The organism is Streptomyces sp. NPDC043908, from assembly GCF_056435525.1.
Window position 1 is genome coordinate 21,687 of record NZ_JBWKEI010000006.1, and the last position, 23,071, is coordinate 44,757.

The following is a 23,071-nucleotide window of genomic DNA, read 5'->3' on the forward strand; positions in this document are numbered from 1 at the left end:
CGGAACCATCGTGACAACCATCACCCCCGGCCCCGGGAACCAGAACCGCGACCACCACGCCCCGCCCCCCTCTTTTGGCGACCCGGCGGGTGCGCCCGGTACGCTCACCGCCGTGCCACACGCTGATCAGTACCGAACCGCCCCGCAGGACGCGCCCGCGCACCAGCCGGGAGCGCCCCGTCCGGACCGGGGCAGCCCGACGCCCCTGAGCGAGCTGGCCGAACGGCTGGGAGCCGAGAGCCCGGGTGCCGGGGAGGTCACGGGCATCACCCACGACTCCCGCGCGGTGCGCCCCGGCGACCTCTACGCGGCCCTGCCCGGCGCCCGCTTCCACGGCGCCGACTTCGCGGCCCAGGCCGCGGGCCTGGGCGCTGCCGCCGTCCTCACCGACCCGGCGGGCGCCGAACGCGCCGCCGCGACCGGCCTGCCGGTCCTGGTCACCGAGGACCCGCGCGGCGCCATGGGCGCCCTGGCCGCCGAGATCTACGGCCACCCCGGCCGCGACCTGCTCCAACTGGGCATCACCGGCACCTCGGGGAAGACCACCACCGCGTACCTCGTCGAGGGCGGGCTGCGCGGGGCCGGGCACCGCACCGGTCTGATCGGCACGGTCGAGACGCGCATCGGCGACGAGCGCCTCAAGTCCGAGCGGACCACCCCCGAGGCCACCGACCTCCAGGCCCTGTTCGCGGTGATGCGCGAGCGCGGGGTGGAGTCGGTCGCCATGGAGGTCTCCAGCCACGCCCTGGTGCTGGGCCGGGTCGACGGCTGCGTCTTCGACGTCGCCGTCTTCAACAACCTCAGCCCGGAGCACATGGAGTTCCACTCCGACATGGAGGACTACTTCCGGGCGAAGGCGCAGCTGTTCACGCGGCGGCGCGCCCGGGTCGGGGTGGTGAACTTCGACGACGAGTACGGCCGCAGGCTGGTGACCGAGTCGGAGATCCCGGTCACCACCTTCTCGGCCGAGGGCCACCCGGACGCCGACTGGCGCGCCGAGGACGTGGACGTGACCCAGGACAGCTCGACCTTCACGGTCGTCGGGCCCAAGGGCGAGCGGATCTCCGCCACCGCCCCGCTGCCCGGCCCGTTCAACGTGGCCAACACCCTCGCCGCGATCGTCACGCTGGCCGTCGCCGGCGTCGACCCGCAGACCGCCGCCGACGGCGTGGCCGCCGTGCCGGGCGTGCCCGGCCGGCTGGAGCGGGTGGACGCGGGACAGCCGTTCCTCGCGGTGGTGGACTACGCGCACAAGACGGACGCCGTCGAATCGGTTCTGCGCTCGCTGCGCAAGGTCACCCGCGGCAAGGTGCACATCGTGCTCGGCTGCGGCGGGGACCGCGACCGCACCAAGCGCGGGCCGATGGGCGCGGCCGCCGCCCGGCTCGCCGACACCGCCGTACTGACCTCGGACAACCCCCGCTCCGAGGACCCGCTCGGGATCCTCGCCGCGATGCTCGCGGGCGCCGCCGAGGTGCCCGCGCACGAGCGCGGTGACGTCCTGGTCGACGCCGACCGGGCCACCGCCATCGCCGCGGCCGTGGCCCGCGCCGAGCCCGGCGACACCGTCCTGGTCGCGGGCAAGGGCCATGAGCAGGGCCAGGACACCCACGGGGTGATCCGCCCCTTCGACGACCGTGTGGTCCTGCGGGCCGCGATCGAACACCGCCAAGCACAGTCAGGGATGAAGCAGTGATCGCCCTCTCCCTCGCCGAGATCGCCGAAATCGTCGGCGGGCAGTCGCACGACATACCGGATCCGTCCGTCCAGGTCACCGGATCCGTGGTCATCGACTCCCGCGCCGTGGCGCCCGGTTCCCTCTTCGCCGCCTTCGCGGGCGAGCGCGTCGACGGCCACGACTACGCGCGCGGGGCGTACGAGGCGGGCGCGGTGGCCGTGCTGGCCACCCGGCCCGTCGGTGTGCCCGCGATCGTCGTCGACGACGTCCAGGGCGCGCTCGGCGCGCTGGCCCGCGAGGTCGTGGGCCGGCTGGGCACCGACGTGGTGGCGCTCACCGGCTCCTCCGGCAAGACCTCCACCAAGGACCTGATCGCGCAGGTGCTCCAGCGGCACGCGCCCACGGTCTACACGCCGGGCTCGCTCAACAACGAGATCGGCCTGCCGCTGACCGCGCTCACCGCCACCTCCGAGACCCGCCACCTGGTCCTGGAGATGGGCGCGCGCGGGATCGGCCACATCCGCTATCTCACCGGTCTGACCCCGCCGCGGATCGGACTCGTCCTCAACGTCGGCTCCGCGCACATCGGCGAGTTCGGCGGCCGGGAGCAGATCGCCCAGGCCAAGGGCGAGCTGGTGGAGGGGCTGCCGGCGGCGGACGAGGGCGGCCGCGCCGTGCTCAACGCCGACGACCCGCTGGTACGGGCCATGGCCTCGCGCACCAAGGCGCGCGTCCTGCTCTTCGGCGAGGCCGAGGAAGCGGACGTACGTGCCGAGAATGTCCGGCTCACAGCGGCCGGACAGCCCTCCTTCAGGCTTCACACACCCTCCGGGTGCAGCGACGTGACCTTGCGCCTGTACGGTGAGCACCACGTGTCGAACGCGCTCGCCGCGGCCGCCGTCGCCCATGAGCTGGGCATGTCCGCAGACGAGATCGCCCGCGCGCTCTCCGAGGCGGGCACCCTCTCCCGCTGGCGTATGGAGGTCACCGAGCGTCCGGACGGTGTGACAGTCGTCAACGACGCCTACAACGCGAACCCCGAGTCCATGCGAGCCGCCCTGCGCGCGCTCGCCGCCATGGGCGAGGCCGCCCGGGCCAGCGGGGGACGTACGTGGGCGGTGCTCGGTCCGATGGCCGAGCTCGGCGACGAATCGCTCGCCGAGCACGACGCGGTCGGACGGCTCGCCGTCCGGCTCAACGTCAGCAAGCTCGTGGCAGTCGGGGACCGGGAAGCGTCCTGGCTGCAACTGGGCGCATATAACGAGGGTTCGTGGGGTGAGGAGTCGGTGCACGTGTCCGACGCACAGGCGGCCGTCGACCTGCTGCGCAGTGAACTGCGCCCGGGTGACGTCGTGCTGGTGAAGGCATCGCGGTCGGTCGGCCTGGAACGGGTGGCACTCGCGCTGCTCGACGGTGGCGTCGAGGGCGAGGTCGCCGCCCGATGAGGCAGATCCTCTTCGCGGGAGCCATCGGTCTCTTCCTGACCCTGGTCGGCACCCCGTTGCTCATCAAGCTGCTCGCCCGCAAGGGCTACGGCCAGTTCATCCGCGACGACGGCCCGCGCGGCCACGCCGGCAAGAAGGGCACGCCCACCATGGGCGGCATCGCCTTCATCCTGGCGACGCTCATCGCGTACGCCGCGACGAAGGTGATCACCAGCGAGGACCCGACCTTCTCGGGTCTGCTGGTGCTCTTCCTGACCGCCGGCATGGGCCTGGTCGGCTTCCTGGACGACTACATCAAGATCGTCAAGCAGCGTTCGCTCGGTCTGCGGGCCAAGGCGAAGATGGCCGGCCAGCTGATCGTCGGTATCGCCTTCGCGGTGCTGTCCCTCCAGTTCGAGGACAAGCGGCACCAGACCCCGGCCTCCACCAAGCTCTCCTTCATCACGGACTTCGGCTGGTCCATCGGGCCCGTCCTGTTCGTGATCTGGGCGCTGTTCATGATTCTCGCCATGTCCAACGGCGTGAACCTGACGGACGGTCTGGACGGCCTGGCCACCGGCGCGTCGGTGATGGTCTTCGGCGCCTACACCTTCATCGGGCTGTGGCAGTTCCAGGAGTCCTGCGCCAACGCGCAGACCCTGACCAACCCCAACGCCTGTTTCGAGGTGCGCGACCCGCTGGACCTCGCGGTGGTCGCCTCGGCCCTGATGGGCTCCTGCTTCGGCTTCCTGTGGTGGAACACCTCGCCCGCCAAGATCTTCATGGGTGACACCGGTTCGCTCGCGCTCGGCGGCGCGCTCGCCGGCCTCGCGATCTGCTCGCGCACCGAGTTCCTGATCGCCCTGCTCGGCGGCCTCTTCGTGATGATCACCATGTCGGTGGTCATCCAGGTCGGCTCGTTCAAGATGACCGGGAAGCGCGTCTTCCGGATGGCCCCGCTCCAGCACCACTTCGAACTCAAGGGGTGGTCCGAAGTCCTTGTGGTGGTGCGGTTCTGGATCATCCAGGGCATGTGCGTCATCGTGGGCCTGGGTCTCTTCTACGCGGGATGGGCAGCCGACAAGTGAGCCAGAGCTGGCAGGGCATGCGGATCACCGTCGCCGGCCTCGGGGTGAGCGGCGTCAGCGCCGCCCGCGCCCTGGCCGGTCTCGGCGCCGTGGTGACGGTCGTGGACGGCGGTGACTCCGCCGCCCACCACGAGCGCGCGGCCGAACTGGCGCGGCACGGCGTCTCCGTACGGCTGGGAGACGCGGACACCCTCCCCGAGGGGACCGGACTCGTCGTCACCTCGCCCGGCTGGAAGCCGGACTCCCCGCTGTTCGCGGCCGCCGCCGAGGCGGGCGTGGACGTGGTCGGGGACGTGGAGATCGCCTGGCGGCTGCGGGACCTGGACGGCCGCGAGCCCGCGCCCTGGCTGGCGGTCACCGGCACCAACGGCAAGACCACCACCACGCAGATGCTGGCCTCGATCCTGCGCGCGGCGGGCCTGCGCACCGCCGCCGTCGGCAACATCGGCACGCCGATCGTCGACGTGGTGCTCGGCGAGGAGACGTACGACGTGCTCGCCGTGGAGCTCTCCAGCTACCAGCTGCACTGGGCGCCCTCGCTGCGCGCCCACTCGGCCGCCGTGCTCAACCTGGCGCCCGACCACCTCGACTGGCACGGCTCCATGGAGGCGTACGCCGCCGACAAGGGCCGGATCTACGAGGGCAACACGGTCGCCTGCGTCTACAACGCGGCCGACCCCGCCACCGAGGCCCTGGTGCGCGAGGCCGACGTCGAGGAGGGCTGCCGGGCGATCGGCTTCACCCTCGGCACCCCCGGCCCCTCCCAGCTCGGCGTCGTGGAGGGCATCCTCGTCGACCGCGCCTTCGTCGCCAACCGGCAGAAGAACGCCCAGGAGCTGGCCGAGGTCGCGGACGTGACCCCGGCGGCCCCCCACAACATCGCCAACGCCCTCGCGGCGGCGGCCCTGGCCCGCGCCTTCGGCGTCGAGCCCCGGGCCGTACGGGACGGGCTGCGGGCCTTCACGCCCGACGCCCACCGGATCGCGCACGTGGCGGACGTGGACTCGGTCGCCTACGTGGACGACTCCAAGGCCACCAACACCCATGCCGCCGAGGCCTCCCTCGCCTCCTACGACTCGATCGTCTGGATCGCCGGGGGCCTCGCCAAGGGCGCGTCCTTCGACGAGCTGGTACGACGGTCGGCCGAGCGGCTGCGCGGGGTCGTCCTGATCGGCGCCGAGCGCCACCTCATCGCCGAAGCGCTGGCGCGACACGCCCCCGAGGTACCGGTGGTCGACCTCGACCGGACCGACACTGGGGCGATGTCCGCGGCGGTCCGCGAGGCGGCCGGGCTCGCCAAGCCCGGGGACACGGTCCTGCTGGCCCCGGCCTGCGCCTCGATGGACATGTTCACCAACTACAACAAGCGCGGCGAGGCCTTCGCGGAAGCGGTCCGCGAACTCGCCGCCGAGCGCGCCTAGCCGGCCGGGACCCGTCCCGCGGGCCGGCGGCGCCGGGCACGACTGGAGGGGACAGCACACATGCCGGCCGAAGCGACCCCGCCCGGGTCCGTCCTGCGCAGCCGTGCCGCGGCCTCCCCGCGCCGCCCCGCGGTCGGCCGCGGCGGCGGCAGCGGCGTCCCGCCACGGCTCCGCGGCGGCGGTCCGCGGCGGCTCCTGGAGCGCGCCCGGCGGGGCTGGGACCGCCCCCTCACCGCGTACTACCTGATCCTCGGCAGCTCGCTGCTGATCACCGTGCTCGGTCTGGTGATGGTCTACTCGGCCTCGATGATCAAGGCCCTGGAGCTGTCGCTGCCGGCCTCGTACTTCTTCCGCAAGCAGTTCCTCGCCGCCCTGATCGGCGGGGCGCTGATGTTCGCGGCCTCCCGGATGCCCGCCAAGCTGCACCGGGCCCTGTCGTACCCGATGCTGGTGGTGACCGTCTTCCTGATGGTCCTGGTGCAGATCCCCGGGATAGGGATGTCGGTCAACGGCAACCAGAACTGGATCTACCTGGGCGGCCCGTTCCAGCTCCAGCCCAGCGAGTTCGGCAAACTGGCGATGATCCTGTGGGGCGCCGACCTGCTCGCCCGCAAGCAGGACAAACGGTTGCTCACCCAGTGGAAGCACATGCTGGTGCCGCTGGTCCCGGTGGCGTTCCTGCTGCTGGGGCTGATCATGCTCGGCGGCGACATGGGCACCGCGATCATCCTCTGCGCGATCCTCTTCGGGCTGCTCTGGCTCGCCGGGGCGCCCACCCGGCTCTTCGGCGGCGTCCTCGCGGTGGCCACGACCATCGCCGTGCTCCTCATCAAGACCAGCCCCAACCGGATGGGCCGGCTCGCCTGCATCGGGGCCACCGACCCCGGCCCGCAGGACCAGTGCTGGCAGGCCGTGCACGGGATCTACGCGCTCGCCTCGGGCGGATGGTTCGGTTCCGGGCTGGGCGCGAGTGTGGAAAAATGGGGCCAACTCCCCGAACCCCACACCGACTTCATCTTCGCCATCACCGGTGAGGAACTGGGCCTGGCGGGCACACTGTCGGTGCTCGCCCTGTTCGCGGCTCTAGGCTATGCGGGTATCCGCGTGGCCGGACGCACGGAGGACCCCTTCGTGAGGTACGCCGCGGGAGGTGTGACCACCTGGATCGTGGCCCAGGCCGTGATCAACATCGGTGCGGTGCTCGGTCTGCTGCCGATCGCCGGGGTCCCGCTCCCGCTGTTCTCCTACGGTGGGTCCGCCCTGCTGCCGACCATGTTCGCCGTGGGGCTGCTGATCGCGTTCGCGCGGGACGACCCCGCGGCGCGGGCGGCGCTGGCCATGCGGCAGCCTCGGGTGAGTTGGAAGTCGATGAGACGGCGCGTCAAGAAGCGTCCGTCCGGAGAGCGGTGAATTTCGGTGCATGTCGTACTCGCCGGTGGGGGGACCGCCGGCCACATCGAGCCCGCGCTCGCCCTCGCGGACGCCCTGCGCAGGCAGGACCCGACCGTGGGGATCACGGCCCTCGGCACGGAGAAGGGCCTGGAGACGCGGCTGGTCCCCGAGCGGGGCTATGAACTCGCGCTCATCCCGGCCGTCCCGCTGCCCCGCAGGCCCACCCCCGAACTGATCACGGTCCCGGGGCGGCTGCGCGGCACGATCAAGGCCGCCGAGCAGATCCTGGAGCGCACCAAGGCCGACTGCGTCGTCGGCTTCGGCGGCTACGTGGCGCTGCCCGGCTATCTCGCGGCCAAGCGCCTCGGGGTGCCGATCGTCGTCCACGAGGCCAACGCGCGCCCGGGTCTGGCCAACAAGATCGGCTCGCGGTACGCGGCCGGGGTCGCCGTCGCCACCCCCGACAGCAAGCTGCGCGGCGCCCGCTACATCGGCATCCCGCTGCGGCACTCCATCGCCACCCTCGACCGCGCCCGGGTCCGCCCCGAGGCGCGCGCCGCGTTCGGCCTGGACCCCAACCTGCCGACGCTGCTCGTCTCCGGCGGCTCGCAGGGCGCCCGCCGCCTCAACGAGGTGATCCAGCAGGTCGCTCCGGTCCTCCAGCGCTCCGGCATCCAGATCCTGCACGCGGTCGGACCGAAGAACGAACTGCCGCGCGTCGACAACATGCCCGGAATGCCGCCGTACATCCCGGTACCGTACGTGGACCGGATGGACCTCGCGTACGCCGCGGCCGACATGATGCTCTGCCGCGCGGGCGCGATGACCGTCGCCGAACTCTCCGCCGTCGGGCTGCCCGCCGCCTACGTCCCGCTGCCGATCGGCAACGGCGAACAGCGGCTCAACGCCCAGCCGGTGGTGAAGGCGGGCGGCGGTCTGCTGGTCGACGACGCCGAGCTCACCCCCGCGTGGGTGCAGGACCAGGTCCTGCCCGTGCTCGCCGACCCGCACCGGCTGTACGAGATGTCCCGCGCCGCCTCCGAGTTCGGCCGCCGGGACGCCGACGACCTGCTCGTCGGCATGGTGTACGAGGCGATCGCCGCGCGCTGACGGAGCGGCAGAAGGCAGGGGACCGTGGCCGGACAGGCGACCGCTCGACGCGGGACGGGGCAGGCGGACACGTCCGGCCCGTCCGGCCCCCGCCGTCCCCTGCGCCGGCTGCGGCTGCCCGCCCGGCGGCGGCTGGTGCTGATTCTGGCCACCGCGCTCGTCGCCGGAGCGGCCCTCCTGTGGGTGCTGTACGGGTCCACCTGGCTGCGGGTCGAACAGGTGGAAATCACCGGCACCGAGGTGCTCACCCCGGCCGAGGTCGAGGCGGCGGCCGCGGTTCCGGTCGGATCGCCGCTGGTCTCGGTCGACACGGACGGGATCGGGGCCCGGCTGCTGCGCAGACTGCCGCGGCTGGACTCGGTGGACGTCGGCCGCTCCTGGCCGCACGGCATCACCCTCGACGTCACCGAGCGCAAGCCCGTTCTGCTGATGAAAAAAGGCGCGAAATTCACCGAAGTGGACGCCAAGGGTGTGCGGTTCGCCACGGTCGCCAAGGCGCCCGCGCACGTACCGCTGCTCGAACTGAACCCGGACAACTCGACCTCCCTGCGCCGCTTTCCGGCCGATGTGCTGGTGCGCGCGGCGGTGCGGGTGGCGGGCGAACTCCCGTCCGCCGTCGCGGCGGACACCCGCCTCGTACGGGTCACCTCCTACGACGCGGTCTCCCTGGAGTTGAGTCGCGGGCGTACCGTCCTGTGGGGCAGTGAGGAGGAGGGGGAGCTCAAGGCCCGTACGCTGGTCGCCCTCATGAAAGCCGCGCCCCGGGCGCGGTACTTCGATGTGAGCGCCCCCACCGCCCCGGCGGTATCGGGGAGTTGACGCACATATGCGCTGGCCAGCACCCTGGTTGGTCATCGCTACGGGTGATCACATAGGGTGAAAAGAAAAACGGGAGGTTCGGCGTGTTCGTTGAACGTGCGCCACTTGTCGACTTAGTGTCCTGTTCGGAAGAGTCCAGTGAACAGACACATTGGTAACCCTAAACTTCAACGTTAGGGTTCGGGTCGGCGTTCGGACCGTCCCACATCGGCATTCGTCGTCGCCGTGCGACACCCGCACGTGACGACCCGTAACTCGAGGCGAGAGGCCTTCGACGTGGCAGCACCGCAGAACTACCTCGCAGTCATCAAGGTCATCGGTGTCGGCGGCGGTGGTGTCAATGCCATCAACCGAATGATCGAGGTCGGTCTCAAGGGCGTCGAGTTCATCGCGATCAACACCGACGCACAGGCTCTGTTGATGAGCGACGCCGACGTCAAGCTCGACGTCGGCCGTGAACTGACCCGCGGCCTCGGGGCCGGAGCCAACCCGGCAGTCGGGCGCAAGGCGGCAGAGGACCACCGCGAGGAGATCGAGGAGGTCCTCAAGGGGGCCGACATGGTCTTCGTCACCGCGGGCGAGGGCGGCGGCACCGGCACCGGCGGCGCGCCCGTCGTCGCCAACATCGCGCGCTCGCTCGGCGCCCTCACCATCGGTGTGGTCACCCGGCCGTTCACCTTCGAGGGGCGCCGCCGCGCCAACCAGGCGGAGGACGGCATCGCCGAGCTCCGCGAAGAGGTCGACACCCTCATCGTCATCCCCAACGACCGGCTGCTGTCCATCTCGGACCGCCAGGTCAGCGTGCTGGACGCGTTCAAGTCGGCCGACCAGGTGCTGCTCTCCGGCGTCCAGGGCATCACCGACCTGATCACCACCCCGGGTCTGATCAACCTCGACTTCGCCGACGTCAAGTCGGTCATGTCCGAGGCCGGTTCGGCGCTCATGGGCATCGGCTCGGCGCGCGGCGACGACCGCGCGGTGGCCGCCGCCGAGATGGCGATCTCCTCGCCGCTCCTGGAGGCGTCCATCGACGGCGCCCGCGGTGTGCTGCTCTCCATCTCCGGCGGCTCGGACCTCGGTCTCTTCGAGATCAACGAGGCCGCGCAGCTGGTCAGCGAGGCCGCCCACCCCGAGGCCAACATCATCTTCGGCGCGGTCATCGACGACGCGCTGGGCGACGAGGTCCGGGTCACGGTCATCGCGGCCGGGTTCGACGGCGGCCAGCCGCCCGCCCGCCGCGACACCGTGCTCGGCTCCACCACCGCCAAGCGCGAGGAGCCCGCGCCGGTCCGCGCGGCCGAGCGCCCGCTGGGCGGGCTCGGCACCGTGAGCCCGCGCGAGGACACCCCGGCCCCGGCCCCGGTCGAGACGGCCCCGGCCGGCGAGGCCACCCCGCCGCAGGTGCCGACGGCCCGCCCGTACCAGGACAGCCAGGCCGAAGAGCTGGATGTCCCGGACTTCTTGAAGTGATAGGGCAGCACTCCCTCGTGAGCGGCGCGCACTTCGCCTTCACCGACCGGTGGGGCGGAGTGAGCGCCGCTCCGTACGAGGAGCTCAACCTCGGCGGCGCGGTGGGCGACGCCCCCGACGTGGTCCGGACCAATCGCGGACGCAGTGCGCGGGCGCTGGGCATCGACGCGGACCGGGTGGTCTGGATGAACCAGGTGCACGGGCGGGACGTGGCCGTGGTGGACGGGCCCTGGGGCGCGGACGCGGAGGTCCCGGCGGTGGACGCGGTGGTGACGGCCCGTCGCGGGCTCGCCCTCGCGGTCCTGACCGCCGACTGCACACCCGTTCTCCTGGCCGACCCGGTCGCCGGGGTCGTGGCCGCGGCGCACGCGGGACGGCCCGGGATGGTCGCGGGCGTGGTGCCCGCGGCGGTCGGGGCGATGGTCTCGCTCGGGGCCGAGCCGTCCCGGATCACCGCCCGGACCGGGCCCGCCGTCTGCGGCCGGTGCTACGAGGTGCCGGCGGCGATGCGGGACGAGGTCGCCGCGGCCGAGCCCGCCGCCTGGTCGGAGACCGGCTGGGGAACCCCCGCCGTCGACGTCACCGCGGGGGTGCACGCGCAGCTCGCGGCGCTCGGGGTGACGGACCGGCAGGCGTCCGGGGTGTGCACGCTCGAATCGAAGGACCACTTCTCGTACCGCCGCGACCGCACCACCGGCCGGCTCGCCGGATACGTCTGGCTCGACGCGGAGCGGGACGCCGAGGGAGAGGGGAGCGGGGCATGACGGACCGGACCGACCGGACGGACGCGATGGACCTGACCGGTCGCAAGGCGGAGCTCGCCGCGAACCTGGCGCGGGTGGAGGAACGTATCTCCGCGGCCTGCGCGGCGGCCGGGCGCAAGCGCGACGACGTGACGCTCATCGTGGTCACCAAGACCTACCCCGCGAGCGACGTCCGGCTCCTCCACGAGCTGGGGGTGCGCCAGGTAGCCGAGAACCGGGACCAGGACGCGGCGCCCAAGGCGGCCGAGTGCGCGGACCTGACCGATCTGCGCTGGCACTTCGTGGGCCAGCTCCAGACGAACAAGGTCCGTTCCGTGGTGACTTACTCGGATCTGGTGCAGTCCGTCGACCGGGACCGCCTGGTCACGGCCCTGTCCGCCGCCGCCGTGAAGGCGGAGCGGGAGGTGGGGTGCCTCATCCAGGTCGCGCTCGACGCGGAGTCGGGGGCGCGGGGCGACCGGGGCGGTGTCGCCCCGGACGGAATCGAGCAGTTGGCCGGGCTTGTGGCGGACGCTCCCGGTCTGCGGCTGGACGGTCTGATGACCGTCGCGCCGCTGGCCGGCGAGTACGCGGGCCGCGAACGCGCCGCGTTCGAGCGGCTGATGGATTTGTCGACTGACCTGCGCCGCGCTCATCCGGCTGCGAACATGGTGTCAGCAGGGATGAGTGCGGATCTCGAAGAGGCTGTAGCGGCCGGAGCGACACATGTACGCGTCGGTACGGCGGTACTCGGAGACCGACCCCGGCTCGGGTAACGTCGCGAAGCAAGTCGGACCACAGCAGAAAATATGGTCATTCCCACTCTTCGGTGGGCAGACCTAGTGGATCGTGGGCACTTGGTGACACTGCGACATTTGGCGACAAGGGCGATCCACCACAGAGCGGAGGAATCGGAGCATGGCCGGCGCGATGCGCAAGATGGCGGTCTACCTCGGTCTCGTGGAGGACGATGGGTACGACGGCCCGGGGTTCGACCCCGATGACGAGTTCGAACCCGAGCCGGAGCCCGAGCGGGACCGTCGGCGGCACCAGCCCCCGCATCAGGTCGAACGGGACGAACCGGTACGAGCCGTACAGCCGCCGGCCCCCCGCGAACCGGTCTCCCATGCAGCCGTGATGCCCGCGGAATCGGGGCGTCCGGCGCGAATCGCCCCCGTGGCATCCATCACACCTGAACGTCCGAGCCTGGAGAAGAACGCACCGGTGATCATGCCCAAGGTCGTGTCCGAGCGGGAGCCCTACCGCATCACCACGCTGCACCCGCGGACCTACAACGAGGCCCGTACCATCGGGGAACACTTCCGCGAGGGCACGCCGGTGATCATGAACCTCACCGAGATGGACGACACCGATGCGAAGCGACTTGTCGACTTTGCCGCCGGTCTCGTGTTTGGTTTGCACGGCAGCATTGAACGGGTGACGCAGAAGGTGTTCCTGTTGTCGCCTGCTAACGTCGATGTCACGGCGGAGGACAAGGCCCGTATCGCAGAGGGCGGTTTCTTCAACCAGAGCTGAGACACGACACCGGGAACGATCCGGCCACGGGGCCGGGGGCACAGAGAGCAAGGGGAGAGGGAAGCGCGAGATGGGCGTCGCACTGGATGTGGTCTACATCGCGCTGATGTGCTTCCTCATCGTGCTGATCTTCCGGCTCGTCATGGACTACGTCTTGCAGTTCGCACGTTCATGGGAACCTGGCAAGCCGATGGTGGTCGTTCTTGAGGCCACCTACACTGTCACCGATCCACCGCTCAAGCTTCTGCGGCGGTTCATTCCGCCGCTGCGTCTCGGGGGCGTGGCACTCGACCTGTCCTTCTTCGTTCTGATGATCATCGTGTACATCCTGATCTCCATCGTCACCAGCGTGGGGAGATAGATGTGAGCGACACGGTCCTGCCGACTGCCGACGACTACGTAGAGGTGAAGAAGAGATGCCGCTGACCCCTGAGGACGTGCGGAACAAGCAGTTCACGACCGTCCGGCTCCGAGAAGGCTACGACGAGGACGAGGTCGATGCCTTCCTGGACGAGGTCGAAGCCGAACTGACCCGCCTGCTTCGCGAGAACGAGGACCTGCGCGCCAAGCTGGCCGCCGCGACGCGTGCCGCCGCGCAGAACCAGCAGCAGGGTATGCGCAAGCCGGAGCCGCAGGACCAGCGCGGTCCGGGTGCGCCCGTGCCCGCCGCCATATCCGGACCTCCGCAGGTGCAGCAGCAGCAGCAGATGGGCGGCCCGCCCCAGCTGCCGAGCGGCGCCCCGCAGCTGCCCGCCGGCCCCGGTGGACACGGTCCGCAGGGCCAGCACGGCCAGGGTCCCATGGGTCAGGGTCCGATGGGCCAGAACCAGATGGGTCAGGGCCCCATGGGTCAGGGTCCGATGGGCCAGAACCAGATGGGCCAGAACCAGCTCGGCCAGGGTCCGATGGGGCAGGGTCCCATGGGTCAGGGTCCGATGGGCCAGAACCAGCTCGGCCAGGGCCCCATGGGCCAGCCGATGGGCGGCCCCATGGGTGGCCACGGTCCGCAGATGTCGCAGCCCGGCCAGGGCCCCGGCGGCGACAGCGCCGCGCGTGTCCTGTCGCTGGCCCAGCAGACCGCCGACCAGGCGATCGCCGAGGCCCGCTCCGAGGCCAACAAGATCGTCGGCGAGGCCCGGTCGCGCGCCGAGGGCCTGGAGCGGGACGCCCGCGCCAAGGCGGACGCGCTGGAGCGGGACGCGCAGGAGAAGCACCGCGTCGCGATGGGCTCGCTGGAGTCGGCCCGCGCGACCCTGGAGCGCAAGGTCGAGGACCTGCGCGGCTTCGAGCGCGAGTACCGTACGCGCCTGAAGTCCTACCTGGAGTCGCAGCTGCGCCAGCTGGAGACCCAGGCGGACGACTCGCTGGCTCCGCCGCGCACCCCGGCGACCGCGTCGCTGCCGCCGGCTCCGCAGATGAGCGGGTCGATGGCGTCGGCCGGTGCCGGGTCGATGGGCCACACGATGGGCGGCCAGCCGTCCATGGGTGGCGCGCCCTCGTACGGCGGGCAGCAGCAGATGTCGCCCGCGATGACGCAGCCGATGGCGCCGGTGCGGCCGCAGGGGCCGTCGCCGATGCAGCAGGCTCCGTCCCCGATGCGGGGCTTCCTGATCGACGAGGACGACAACTGACGGGCGGGTCGCGTGTGACCCACGCGTAGCCTTCGGCAGGCTGAGGGCCGGGCCCCCGGATTCATCCGGGGGCCCGGCCCTTTTCGCGCCTTACGGGACGCCCGATCCATCTTTGGGGGCTGCGCCCCGGGGCCCTTCTTCCTCTGCGGACCGTGGGTGGCCGGTCGCGCAGTTCCCCGCGCCCCTGGCAACCAGGGCCGAGCCATGTTTCCCGGCGCCGGGGAACCCCCTGGGGGCGCGGGGAACTGCGCGAGCAACCCCCACTCAGCCGCACCCGACAGCTCACCTCACCCCGCCCCGCCCCGCCTCACCCCACCGCCGGAGGCTTTCGGGAAGGGGTGGGGTGGGGGAAAAGCAAAGCGGCCCGCCCCCCCGGCAGGGGAGACGGGCCGCTTGGGGGCTCGGCCGGGAGCGTTACGCCTTGCGGAGGCGGAACGTCAGGGACAGGGCCTCGTCCGTGAACGGGGCGCCGTACGTGTCGTCCGCGACCCCGGCCGCGTACTCCGTCGCCAGGACCTCCTCCGCGATCAGCCCCGCGTGCGCGCTCAGCGCCGAGACGACCTCCGCGTCCGAGGACTCCCACCGCACCGCGATCCGGTCCGCCACATCCAGCCCGCTGTTCTTGCGCGCCTCCTGGATCAGCCGGATCGCGTCCCGGGCCAGGCCCGCCAGCCGCAGCTCCGGGGTGATCTCCAGGTCGAGGGCGACCGTCGCGCCCGAGTCGGACGCCACCGACCAGCCCTCACGCGGCGTCTCGGTGATGATCACCTCGTCGGGGGCCAGCACCACCTGCTCGCCGCCCACCTCCACCGACGCCTCCCCGGTGTCCCGCAGGGACGCCGACAGCGCCGCAGCGTCCGCCGCCGCGACCGCCTTGGCCACGTCCTGGACGCCCTTGCCGAACCGCTTGCCCAGGGCACGGAAGTTCGCCTTGGCCGTGGTGTCGACCAGCGAGCCGCCGACCTCGGAGAGCGACGCGAGGGACGAGACGTTCAGCTCCTCCGTGATCTGCGCGTGCAGCTCCGGCGAGAGGGACTCGAAGCCCGCCACGGCCACCAGCGCGCGCGAGAGCGGCTGGCGCGTCTTGACGCCCGACTCCGCGCGCGTGGCGCGGCCCAGCTCCACCAGACGCCGCACCAGCAGCATCTGCTGCGACAGCGTCGCGTCGATCGCCGACGGGTCCGCCTTCGGCCAGGAGGAGAGGTGCACGGACTCCGGGGCGTCCGGCGTCACCGGCACCACCATGTCCTGCCACACCCGCTCGGTGATGAACGGCGTGAGCGGGGCCAGCAGCCGCGTCACCGTCTCCACCACGTCGTGCAGCGTGCGCAGCGCCGCCTTGTCGCCCTGCCAGAACCGGCGCCGCGAACGGCGCACGTACCAGTTGGACAGGTCGTCCACGAAGGAGGAGAGCAGCTTGCCGGCGCGCTGCGTGTCGTACGCCTCCAGCGCCTGCGTCACCTGCTCGACCAGCGTGTTCAGCTCGCTCAGCAGCCAGCGGTCCAGGACCGTGCGCTCCGCCGGGGCCGGGTCGGCCGCGCTGGGCGCCCACTCGGACGTGCGCGCGTACAGCGCCTGGAAGGCCACCGTGTTCCAGTACGTGAGGAGCGTCTTGCGGACGACCTCCTGGATGGTGCCGTGGCCCACGCGGCGCGCCGCCCACGGGGAGCCGCCGGCCGCCATGAACCAGCGCACCGCGTCCGCACCGTGCTGGTCCATGAGCGGGATGGGCTGGAGGATGTTGCCCAGGTGCTTGGACATCTTGCGGCCGTCCTCGGCGAGGATGTGGCCCAGGCAGACCACGTTCTCGTACGACGACTTGTCGAAGACCAGGGTGCCGACCGCCATCAGCGTGTAGAACCACCCGCGGGTCTGGTCGATGGCCTCGCTGATGAACTGCGCCGGGTAGCGGCTCTCGAACAGTTCCTTGTTCTTGTACGGGTAGCCCCACTGCGCGAACGGCATCGAGCCCGAGTCGTACCAGGCGTCGATCACCTCGGGGACGCGGACCGCCGTGTGCGAGCAGCCCTCGGCCGTGCAGGTGAAGGTGATGTCGTCGATGAACGGGCGGTGCGGGTCGAGCGCGCTCTGGTCGGTGCCGGACAGCTCGCTCAGCTCGGCGCGCGAGCCGACGCAGGTCAGGTGGTCGTCCTCGCAGCGCCAGATCGGCAGCGGGGTGCCCCAGTAGCGGTTGCGGGAGAGCGCCCAGTCGATGTTGTTGTTCAGCCAGTCGCCGAAGCGGCCCTGCTTGACGGAGTCCGGGAACCAGTTGGTCTTCTCGTTCTCCCGCAGCATCGCGTCCTTGACGGCGGTGGTGCGGATGTACCACGACGGCTGCGCGTAGTAGAGCAGCGCGGTGTGGCAGCGCCAGCAGTGCGGGTAGCTGTGCTCGTACGGGACGTGGCGGAAGAGCAGACCGCGCTCGGCCAGGTCCGCGGTCAGCTTCTCGTCGGCCTTCTTGAAGAAGACGCCGCCGACCAGCGGGACCTCCTCCTCGAAGGTGCCGTCGGGGCGGACCGGGTTCACCACCGGCAGGCCGTACGCCTTGCAGACCAGGAGGTCGTCGGCGCCGAAGGCGGGGGACTGGTGGACCAGGCCCGTACCGTCCTCGGTGGTCACGTACTCGGCGTTCACCACGTAGTGCGCGGGCTCGGGGAACTCGATGAGCTCGAAGGGGCGCCGGTAGGTCCAGCGCTCCATCTCGGCGCCCGTGAAGGTCTGCCCGGTGGCCTCCCAGCCCTCGCCGAGCGCCTTCTCCAGCAGCGGCTGGGCGACGACCAGCTTCTCGTCACCGTTGGTGGCCACCACATAGGTGACCTCGGGGTGGGCCGCCACGGCGGTGTTGGAGACCAGCGTCCACGGCGTGGTCGTCCACACCAGGAGCGCCGCCTCGCCCGCGAGGGGGCCGCCGGTCAGCGGGAAGCGGACGAAGACCGAGGGGTCGACGACCGTCTCGTACCCCTGCGCCAGCTCGTGGTCGGACAGGCCGGTGCCGCAGCGGGGGCACCAGGGGGCGACGCGGTGGTCCTGGGTGAGCAGGCCCTTGTTGAAGATCTCCTTCAGGGACCACCAGACGGACTCCACGTACTCGGGGTCCATCGTGCGGTAGGCGTCGTCCAGGTCGACCCAGTAGCCCATCCGGGTCGTGAGCTCGGCGAAGGCGTCCGTGTGGCGGGTCACCGACTCGCGGCACTTGGCGTTGAACTCGGCGATGCCGTACGCCTCGATGTCCTTCTTGCCGTTGAAGCCGAGCTCCTTCTCGACGGCGAGCTCGACCGGCAGGCCGTGGCAGTCCCAGCCGGCCTTGCGGGCCACGTGGTAGCCCTGCATGGTCCGGAAGCGGGGGAAGACGTCCTTGAAGACGCGGGCCTCGATGTGGTGGGCTCCGGGCATGCCGTTGGCGGTCGGCGGGCCCTCGTAGAACACCCACTCGGGGCGGCCCTCGGACTGCTCAAGACTCTTGGCGAAGACCTTGGCCTCGCGCCAGAAGTCGAGCACGGCGTGCTCCAGCGCGGGAAGGTCGACCTGGGCGGGCACCTGGCGGTACTGCGACATCCGTTCATCCTCCGGCGGATCGTCGTACGTTTCCGTCGGAGGGACGAGAGCTGCGGCCGTCCTACGGCCCCGCGCTCCCGCGGTACCACCCTCCTTGGCGGTGTACGGGACACCGCCCCCTCATTGGGGTCGCGAAGCCGGTTCTACTCGCACCCGGGGGTGCTTTCTTCCGGCGGCTCCGGGGTGATCTTCACATCGCGCTCGCCTCCGGGCTCCCACCGTCCCCGGATCGCTCTTGGCTGCGTACGACGCTACTCGTCCCATTCACGCCTCTCGCTGCGCCCAGTGTAAGGGCCCGCACCGACAGCGGCCGACCGGATATTCGGCGGGGCCGCGTCCGGGCCGCCACGCGCGCGTGGACGACCCGGTGATGACCCGAATGGGCATACGTGGCCGGGCGGGCTCCGGTGCCGCCCGTCTGGCGGATTACGGGCCGGAGAGCTGGGCACAACGGATGCAGGTTCCTCTCCGGGCACGTCGGGCGGGGGCGGACCGGCGGCGTGCCCCGTTGCCGCGGGCCTGGGGTCGATTTATCGTCCCAGCACGATGCGCGAGCAAGATCACAATATGTGAAGGGGCCGCGGCCATGGTGGCAGGGAAGACCGCGTTGGCGTCCGAGGACGCCGTGGTGGCCGCGGCCACGGAGAGCGCGTCCGCGTCCGGGAAGAAGGCTGCGTCCGGGAAGACGGCGGCGGCCGGGAGGAAGACCGCGGCCAAGAAGGAGGCGGCCCCGAAGAAGGCCCCGGCCAAGAAGACGGCTGCCAAGAAGACGGCTGCCAAGAAGGCCGTGGCCGATGAGACCGGTACGAAGAAGGCGGCGGCCAAGAGGGTGGCGCCCAAGGAGGCTCCGGCCAAGAAGGCCGCGGCCAAAAAGACCACCGCCAAGAAGGCTTCGGCCAAGAGGGCTCCCGCCAAGAAAGCCGCAGCCGAGGAGGCCCGTGCCGAGAGGGCCGCGGTGAAGAAAGCCGTGGCCGAGAATCCTGTGGCCGAGAAAGCCGCCGTCGACAACGCGGCCCCGGCCAAGAAGGCTGCCACCAAGAAGACGGCGTCGGCCCAGAAGGCCGCCGCCAAGAAGACCGCGTCGGCCGACAGGGCTGGCGCCGAGAAGACGGCGTCGGCCCAGAAGGCTGCCGCCAAGAAGACCGCGTCGGCCGACAAAACCAGCGCCAGGAAGACCGCGTCCGTCGGCGAGGCCGGCGCCAAGGAGACGGCGTCGGCCAAGAAGACCGCCGCCAAGGAGACGGCGTCGGCCAAGAAGGTCGGCGCCACCAAGACCGCGTCAGCGGACAAGGCTGCCGTCGGGGCAGCGAAGACGGCCGCCACGGCGGCCCAGGGGGCGGCCGAGGCCGCGGAGCAGAGGGGAACCGAGAAGGTGGTTGCCAAGAACACGGCCGGCGAGGCCGCGGCCAGGAAGTCCACGGCGGCGTCGGCCGTGCCGAAGGCCCGCGCGGTGGTCGCCGGGGTGCCCGGTGAGCTGCCGGTGCGGCCCGGGGAGGACCCCTGGACGCCCGAGGAGGTCGGCGAGGCGCGTACCGAGCTGACCGGCGAGGTCCTGCGGCTGCGGGCCGAGCTGGAGGCCTCCGAGGCCGCCCTGAGCGGGCTGATGCGGGACTCCGGGGACGGCGCGGGCGACGACGACGCCGACACCGGGACCAAGAACATCACCCGCGAGCACGAGATGGCCCTCGCCGCCAACGCGCGCGAGATGCTGGAGCAGACCGAGCGGGCGCTGGAACGGCTCGACGCCGGTACGTACGGCTACTGCGAGGTCTGCGGCAATCCCATCGGCAAGGCGCGGATGCAGGCCTTCCCGCGCGCGACCCTCTGCGTGGAGGACAAGCAGAAGCAGGAACGCCGGGGCTGAGTCCGTACGCGCGTGTCGTACGCTCGTCCTCAGTCAGGTACCTAGGGTTGAGGGACTCACGTGGCAGAGGCGGAGCGCATCATCGGTACGCCGGACGTAGAAGGGCCCGAGGGGGCCGCGGCTCCCGACGAGCGGCCCGCGGGCGGGCGCAGGATCGCCGTCCTGTTCGCGGTGGCGCTCTTCGCGTACCTGCTCGACCTCGGCAGCAAGATGCTCGTGGTGGCCAGGCTGGAGCACCACGAGCCGATCGACGTCGTGGGCGACCTGCTGAAGCTGGAGGCGATCCGCAACCCGGGCGCCGCGTTCGGCATGGGCGAGGCCTTCACCGTGATCTTCACGGTGATCGCGGCGACGGTGATCGCGGTGATCGTCCGGCTGGCCCGCAAGCTCTACAGCCTGCCCTGGGCGATCGCGCTCGGACTGCTGCTCGGCGGCGCGCTCGGCAACCTGACCGACCGGATCTTCCGTTCCCCGGGCGTCTTCGAGGGCGCGGTCGTCGACTTCATCGCGCCCGCCCACTTCGCCGTCTTCAACCTGGCCGACTCCGCGATCGTCTGCGGCGGCTTCCTGATCGTGATCCTCTCGTTCCGGGGCCTGGACCCGGACGGAACGGTCCACAAGGACTGATCCCGGTCCTCGTGCGGACGGGGATGTCGGTGGGGCAAGGCATACTCGACGGGTGAGTACGTTTCCCGAGATCCGCACCCTGCCCGTTCCCGACGGCCTGGAGGGCGAGCGCGTCGACGCCGCCATCTCCCGCATGTTCGGGTTCTCCCGGACGAAGGCGGCCGAGCTCGCCGCGGCGGGGAAGGTCCAGGTCGACGGCTCGGTGGTGGGCAAGTCCGAGCGGGTCCACGGGGGTGCGTGGCTGGAGGTCGAGATGCCCCAGGCGCCCGCGCCGGTGCAGATCGTGGCCGAGCCGGTCGAGGGCATGGAGATCGTGCACGACGACGACGACATCGTCGTCATCGTGAAGCCGGTCGGCGTGGCCGCCCACCCGAGCCCGGGCTGGACGGGGACGACGGTCATCGGCGGCCTCGCGGCGGCCGGGTACCGGATCTCCACCTCCGGCGCCGCCGAGCGCCAGGGCATCGTCCACCGGCTCGACGTCGGCACCTCGGGGCTGATGGTCGTCGCCAAGTCCGAGCGCGCGTACACGTATCTGAAGCGCCAGTTCCACGACCGCGTCGTGGACAAGCGCTACCACGCGCTGGTGCAGGGCCACCCGGACCCGATGAGCGGCACGATCGACGCGCCCATCGGCCGCCACCCCAACCACGACTACAAGTGGGCGGTCACGGCCGAGGGCAAGCCGTCGGTGACGCACTACGACCTGATCGAGGCGTTCCGGGCCGCGTCGCTGCTCGACATCAAGCTGGAGACGGGGCGTACGCACCAGATCCGGGTGCACATGTCCGCCCACCGCCACCCGTGCGTCGGCGACCTGACGTACGGCGCGGACCCCACCATCGCCAAGCGGCTCGGCCTGACCCGGCAGTGGCTGCACGCGGTGCGGCTCGGCTTCGAGCACCCCTCGGACGGCGGCTGGGTCGAGTTCGCGAGCGACTACCCGGCCGACCTCCAGCACGCGCTGGACGTGATCCGGGCGGAGAGCGAATGACGCTCCCGTAGGCGTCCAGGACCCGGCGAGCTGTGCGATCGGCCACGCACGGCCCGCGGGTCGACGCCCTGGCGGGAGCCGCGTGGCAGGCTGGAGGTTCTTGATCGCCTCGCCGCCGGAGGGCCTTCGTGGACCAGCTCGCCCTGATGTTCGTGCTCCTGCTCGGAGCCGTGGTCACGGTTCCGGTCGGGAACCGGCTGGGGCTTCCCGCGCCGGTCCTGATGACGCTCCTCGGCGGTGTCCTCGCCCTGCTGCCCTTCGTCCCGAACGTCGACGTACCGCCGGACTTCATCCTTCCGCTCGTCCTGCCGCCGCTGCTGTACGCCTCGGTCCAGCGCACCTCCTGGCGGCAGTTCGCCGCCAACGTCCGGCCGATCCTGCTGCTCGCGGTGGCCCTGGTGTTCGTCACGACCGCCGCCGTGGCGGCCGTGGCGCACGCCATCGTGCCGGGGCTGCCGCTCGCCGCCGCCGTCGCGCTGGGCGCCCTGGTGGCGCCGCCCGACCCGGTCGCCGCCACCGCCGTCGCGGGCTCGCTCGGGCTGCCGCGGCGGCTGGTGTCGATCCTGGAGGGCGAGGGGCTCTTCAACGACGTCACCGCGATCGTGCTCTACCACGTGGCGATCGCCGCCGCCGTCAGCGGCGACTTCTCCTGGCCGGACGCGGTGGGCAAGCTGGTGCTCTCCGCCGTGGTGGCGGTCGTGGTCGGCCTGGTCCTGGGCTGGACGGCCAACAAGCTGATGGGGCTGCTCGACGACGCCACGCTCCAGATCGGCCTCACCCTCCTCGTGCCGTTCGTCGGCTATGTGCTGGCCGAGGAGTTCGGCGGCTCCGGGGTGCTCGCGGTCCTCACCCTCGCGCTGTTCCTCGCCGAGCACGCGGTGGACGCCGACGACGTCCAGGGGCGCCTCGCCGGGGCCACGTTCTGGCAGGTCGTCGACACCCTGGTGACGGGGATCGCGTTCGGGCTCATCGGGCTCGAACTGCACAACGTGTTCGGCACCGCCACCGGCCGCCTGGGGGAGATGGCGGGCTGGGGCGCGGTGGTCGTCGGGGTCGTCGTCGGCGTACGGCTGCTGTGGCTGCTGCCCGCCACCTGGCTCGCCAAACGACTGCACACGCTGCGGGACTACGACGAGGAGATCCCCACCACCTGGCGGGAGACGATCATCATGTGGTGGGCGGGGATGCGCGGGGTGGCCTCCGTCGCGCTCGCGCTCGCCATCCCGTTCACGACCGAGAACGGCTCGGCCTTCCCCGCCCGCGACGAGATCGTCTTCATCGCCTTCTGCGTGATCGTGGCGACGCTGGTGGTCCAGGGGCTCACCCTGCCGTCCCTGGTGCGCCGGCTCGGGGTCCAGGCCGACACCGACGCCGAGCGGGCGCTGGAGCGCGAGCTCGCGGTCCGCGCGGCCAAGGCGGCCAAGCGCCGGCTGCGGGAGATCGAGGACGTGGAGGAGCTGCCCGAGGAGGTCATGGAGCAGCTCGTGCGGCGCGCGTACGACGTGGGGGCGCGGCTCAGCCCGGACATGGTCGACGAGGAGCGGCGCGAGGCGTACGCGAAGCGGGTCGAGCGGCTGCGGACCATCCAGCGGATCCAGCGCGAGATGATGTCGGCCGCCCGGCACGAGGTCCTGGCCGCGCGCAGCGAGCCCGGCGCCGACCCCGAGATCGTGGACCGGGTGCTGCGCCAGCTGGACGTGCGCAGTCTGAAGTGAGGGG

Annotated in this window: 18 protein-coding genes; 17 read left to right on the plus strand and 1 reads right to left on the minus strand. The window is 71.6% G+C overall.

Annotated elements, in window-relative coordinates; translation table 11 throughout:
• Nucleotides 1–10 precede the first annotated feature (10 nt).
• From AC069K_RS14950 to AC069K_RS15010, 13 genes are all read left to right on the plus strand, one after another.
• On the plus strand, nt 11–1,696 hold the full coding sequence (locus AC069K_RS14950) for a UDP-N-acetylmuramoyl-L-alanyl-D-glutamate--2,6-diaminopimelate ligase (protein WP_478615989.1): 1,686 nt from the start codon (nt 11–13) through the stop codon (nt 1,694–1,696).
• Complete coding sequence (locus AC069K_RS14955; protein WP_478615992.1) at nt 1,693–3,123, plus strand: UDP-N-acetylmuramoyl-tripeptide--D-alanyl-D-alanine ligase; 1,431 nt, start codon at nt 1,693–1,695, stop codon at nt 3,121–3,123. The genes AC069K_RS14950 and AC069K_RS14955 overlap by 4 nt, the downstream gene beginning before the upstream one ends.
• Nucleotides 3,120–4,190: a phospho-N-acetylmuramoyl-pentapeptide-transferase gene (mraY, locus tag AC069K_RS14960; RefSeq protein WP_283143831.1), complete on the plus strand. Its 1,071-nt coding sequence runs from the start codon at nt 3,120–3,122 to the stop codon at nt 4,188–4,190. Before AC069K_RS14955 ends, mraY begins: the two co-directional genes overlap by 4 nt.
• Nucleotides 4,172–5,611, plus strand: a complete 1,440-nt coding sequence (gene murD / locus AC069K_RS14965; protein ID WP_478615995.1) for a UDP-N-acetylmuramoyl-L-alanine--D-glutamate ligase — start codon at nt 4,172–4,174, stop codon at nt 5,609–5,611. The genes mraY and murD overlap by 19 nt, the downstream gene beginning before the upstream one ends.
• Before the next feature lie 60 nt (nt 5,612–5,671).
• Entirely contained in the window at nt 5,672–7,021 is a 1,350-nt protein-coding gene (gene ftsW, locus AC069K_RS14970) for a putative lipid II flippase FtsW (protein WP_365106388.1), read from the plus strand.
• 6 nt (nt 7,022–7,027) lie between these two features.
• The gene (gene murG / locus AC069K_RS14975; protein ID WP_358835608.1) at nt 7,028–8,113 is read left to right on the plus strand and encodes an undecaprenyldiphospho-muramoylpentapeptide beta-N-acetylglucosaminyltransferase; all 1,086 of its coding nucleotides are present in this window, start codon (nt 7,028–7,030) and stop codon (nt 8,111–8,113) included.
• A 24-nt stretch (nt 8,114–8,137) separates the two neighbouring features.
• Nucleotides 8,138–8,932, plus strand: coding sequence for a cell division protein FtsQ/DivIB (locus AC069K_RS14980; protein ID WP_478615998.1), 795 nt, complete (start codon nt 8,138–8,140; stop codon nt 8,930–8,932).
• A gap of 276 nt (nt 8,933–9,208) precedes the next feature.
• The gene (gene ftsZ / locus AC069K_RS14985) at nt 9,209–10,402 is read left to right on the plus strand and encodes a cell division protein FtsZ (protein WP_365106394.1); all 1,194 of its coding nucleotides are present in this window, start codon (nt 9,209–9,211) and stop codon (nt 10,400–10,402) included.
• Nucleotides 10,403–10,419: 17 nt separating this feature from the next.
• Complete coding sequence (gene pgeF / locus AC069K_RS14990; protein WP_478616001.1) at nt 10,420–11,166, plus strand: peptidoglycan editing factor PgeF; 747 nt, start codon at nt 10,420–10,422, stop codon at nt 11,164–11,166.
• Nucleotides 11,167–11,198: 32 nt separating this feature from the next.
• Nucleotides 11,199–11,921, plus strand: coding sequence for a YggS family pyridoxal phosphate-dependent enzyme (locus AC069K_RS14995; protein WP_365106483.1), 723 nt, complete (start codon nt 11,199–11,201; stop codon nt 11,919–11,921).
• A 142-nt stretch (nt 11,922–12,063) separates the two neighbouring features.
• Entirely contained in the window at nt 12,064–12,681 is a 618-nt protein-coding gene (locus AC069K_RS15000) for a cell division protein SepF (RefSeq protein WP_067158125.1), read from the plus strand.
• Nucleotides 12,682–12,751: 70 nt separating this feature from the next.
• A complete protein-coding gene (locus tag AC069K_RS15005) occupies nt 12,752–13,042 on the plus strand; it encodes a YggT family protein (protein ID WP_358835612.1) in 291 nt (96 codons plus the stop codon).
• Nucleotides 13,043–13,097: 55 nt separating this feature from the next.
• The gene (locus tag AC069K_RS15010; RefSeq protein ID WP_478616004.1) at nt 13,098–14,312 is read left to right on the plus strand and encodes a DivIVA domain-containing protein; all 1,215 of its coding nucleotides are present in this window, start codon (nt 13,098–13,100) and stop codon (nt 14,310–14,312) included.
• 414 nt (nt 14,313–14,726) lie between these two features.
• On the opposite strand, the gene ileS is transcribed toward AC069K_RS15010, so the two are convergent.
• Nucleotides 14,727–17,867, minus strand: a complete 3,141-nt coding sequence (gene ileS, locus AC069K_RS15015) for an isoleucine--tRNA ligase (protein WP_478616007.1) — start codon at nt 17,865–17,867, stop codon at nt 14,727–14,729.
• Between the two features lie 586 nt (nt 17,868–18,453).
• Here ileS and AC069K_RS15020 point away from each other — a divergent pair.
• From AC069K_RS15020 to AC069K_RS15035, 4 genes are all read left to right on the plus strand, one after another.
• Nucleotides 18,454–19,731, plus strand: coding sequence for a TraR/DksA family transcriptional regulator (locus tag AC069K_RS15020; RefSeq protein WP_478616010.1), 1,278 nt, complete (start codon nt 18,454–18,456; stop codon nt 19,729–19,731).
• A gap of 60 nt (nt 19,732–19,791) precedes the next feature.
• A complete protein-coding gene (lspA, locus tag AC069K_RS15025; RefSeq protein ID WP_358835872.1) occupies nt 19,792–20,358 on the plus strand; it encodes a signal peptidase II in 567 nt (188 codons plus the stop codon).
• A gap of 52 nt (nt 20,359–20,410) precedes the next feature.
• Nucleotides 20,411–21,352 carry an RluA family pseudouridine synthase gene (locus AC069K_RS15030; RefSeq protein WP_358835871.1) on the plus strand — a complete coding sequence of 314 codons (942 nt, stop codon included), beginning with the start codon at nt 20,411–20,413 and terminating at the stop codon, nt 21,350–21,352.
• 128 nt (nt 21,353–21,480) lie between these two features.
• A complete protein-coding gene (locus AC069K_RS15035) occupies nt 21,481–23,067 on the plus strand; it encodes a Na+/H+ antiporter (RefSeq protein WP_365106408.1) in 1,587 nt (528 codons plus the stop codon).
• The last annotated feature ends 4 nt before the right edge of the window (nt 23,068–23,071 follow it).

Excerpts from the sequence above, each read along its gene's own strand:
- mraY (WP_283143831.1), top strand. The coding sequence starts at position 3,120 with ATGAGGCAGATCCTCTTCGCGGGAGCCATCGGTCTCTTCCTGACCCTG.
- murD (WP_478615995.1), top strand. The coding sequence starts at position 4,172 with ATGGGCAGCCGACAAGTGAGCCAGAGCTGGCAGGGCATGCGGATCACC.
- ftsW (WP_365106388.1), top strand. The coding sequence starts at position 5,672 with ATGCCGGCCGAAGCGACCCCGCCCGGGTCCGTCCTGCGCAGCCGTGCC.
- AC069K_RS15000 (WP_067158125.1), top strand. The coding sequence starts at position 12,064 with ATGGCCGGCGCGATGCGCAAGATGGCGGTCTACCTCGGTCTCGTGGAG.
- AC069K_RS15005 (WP_358835612.1), top strand. The coding sequence starts at position 12,752 with ATGGGCGTCGCACTGGATGTGGTCTACATCGCGCTGATGTGCTTCCTC.
- AC069K_RS15010 (WP_478616004.1), top strand. The coding sequence starts at position 13,098 with ATGCCGCTGACCCCTGAGGACGTGCGGAACAAGCAGTTCACGACCGTC.
- ileS (WP_478616007.1), bottom strand. The coding sequence starts at position 17,867 with ATGTCGCAGTACCGCCAGGTGCCCGCCCAGGTCGACCTTCCCGCGCTG.
- AC069K_RS15020 (WP_478616010.1), top strand. The coding sequence starts at position 18,454 with ATGGTGGCAGGGAAGACCGCGTTGGCGTCCGAGGACGCCGTGGTGGCC.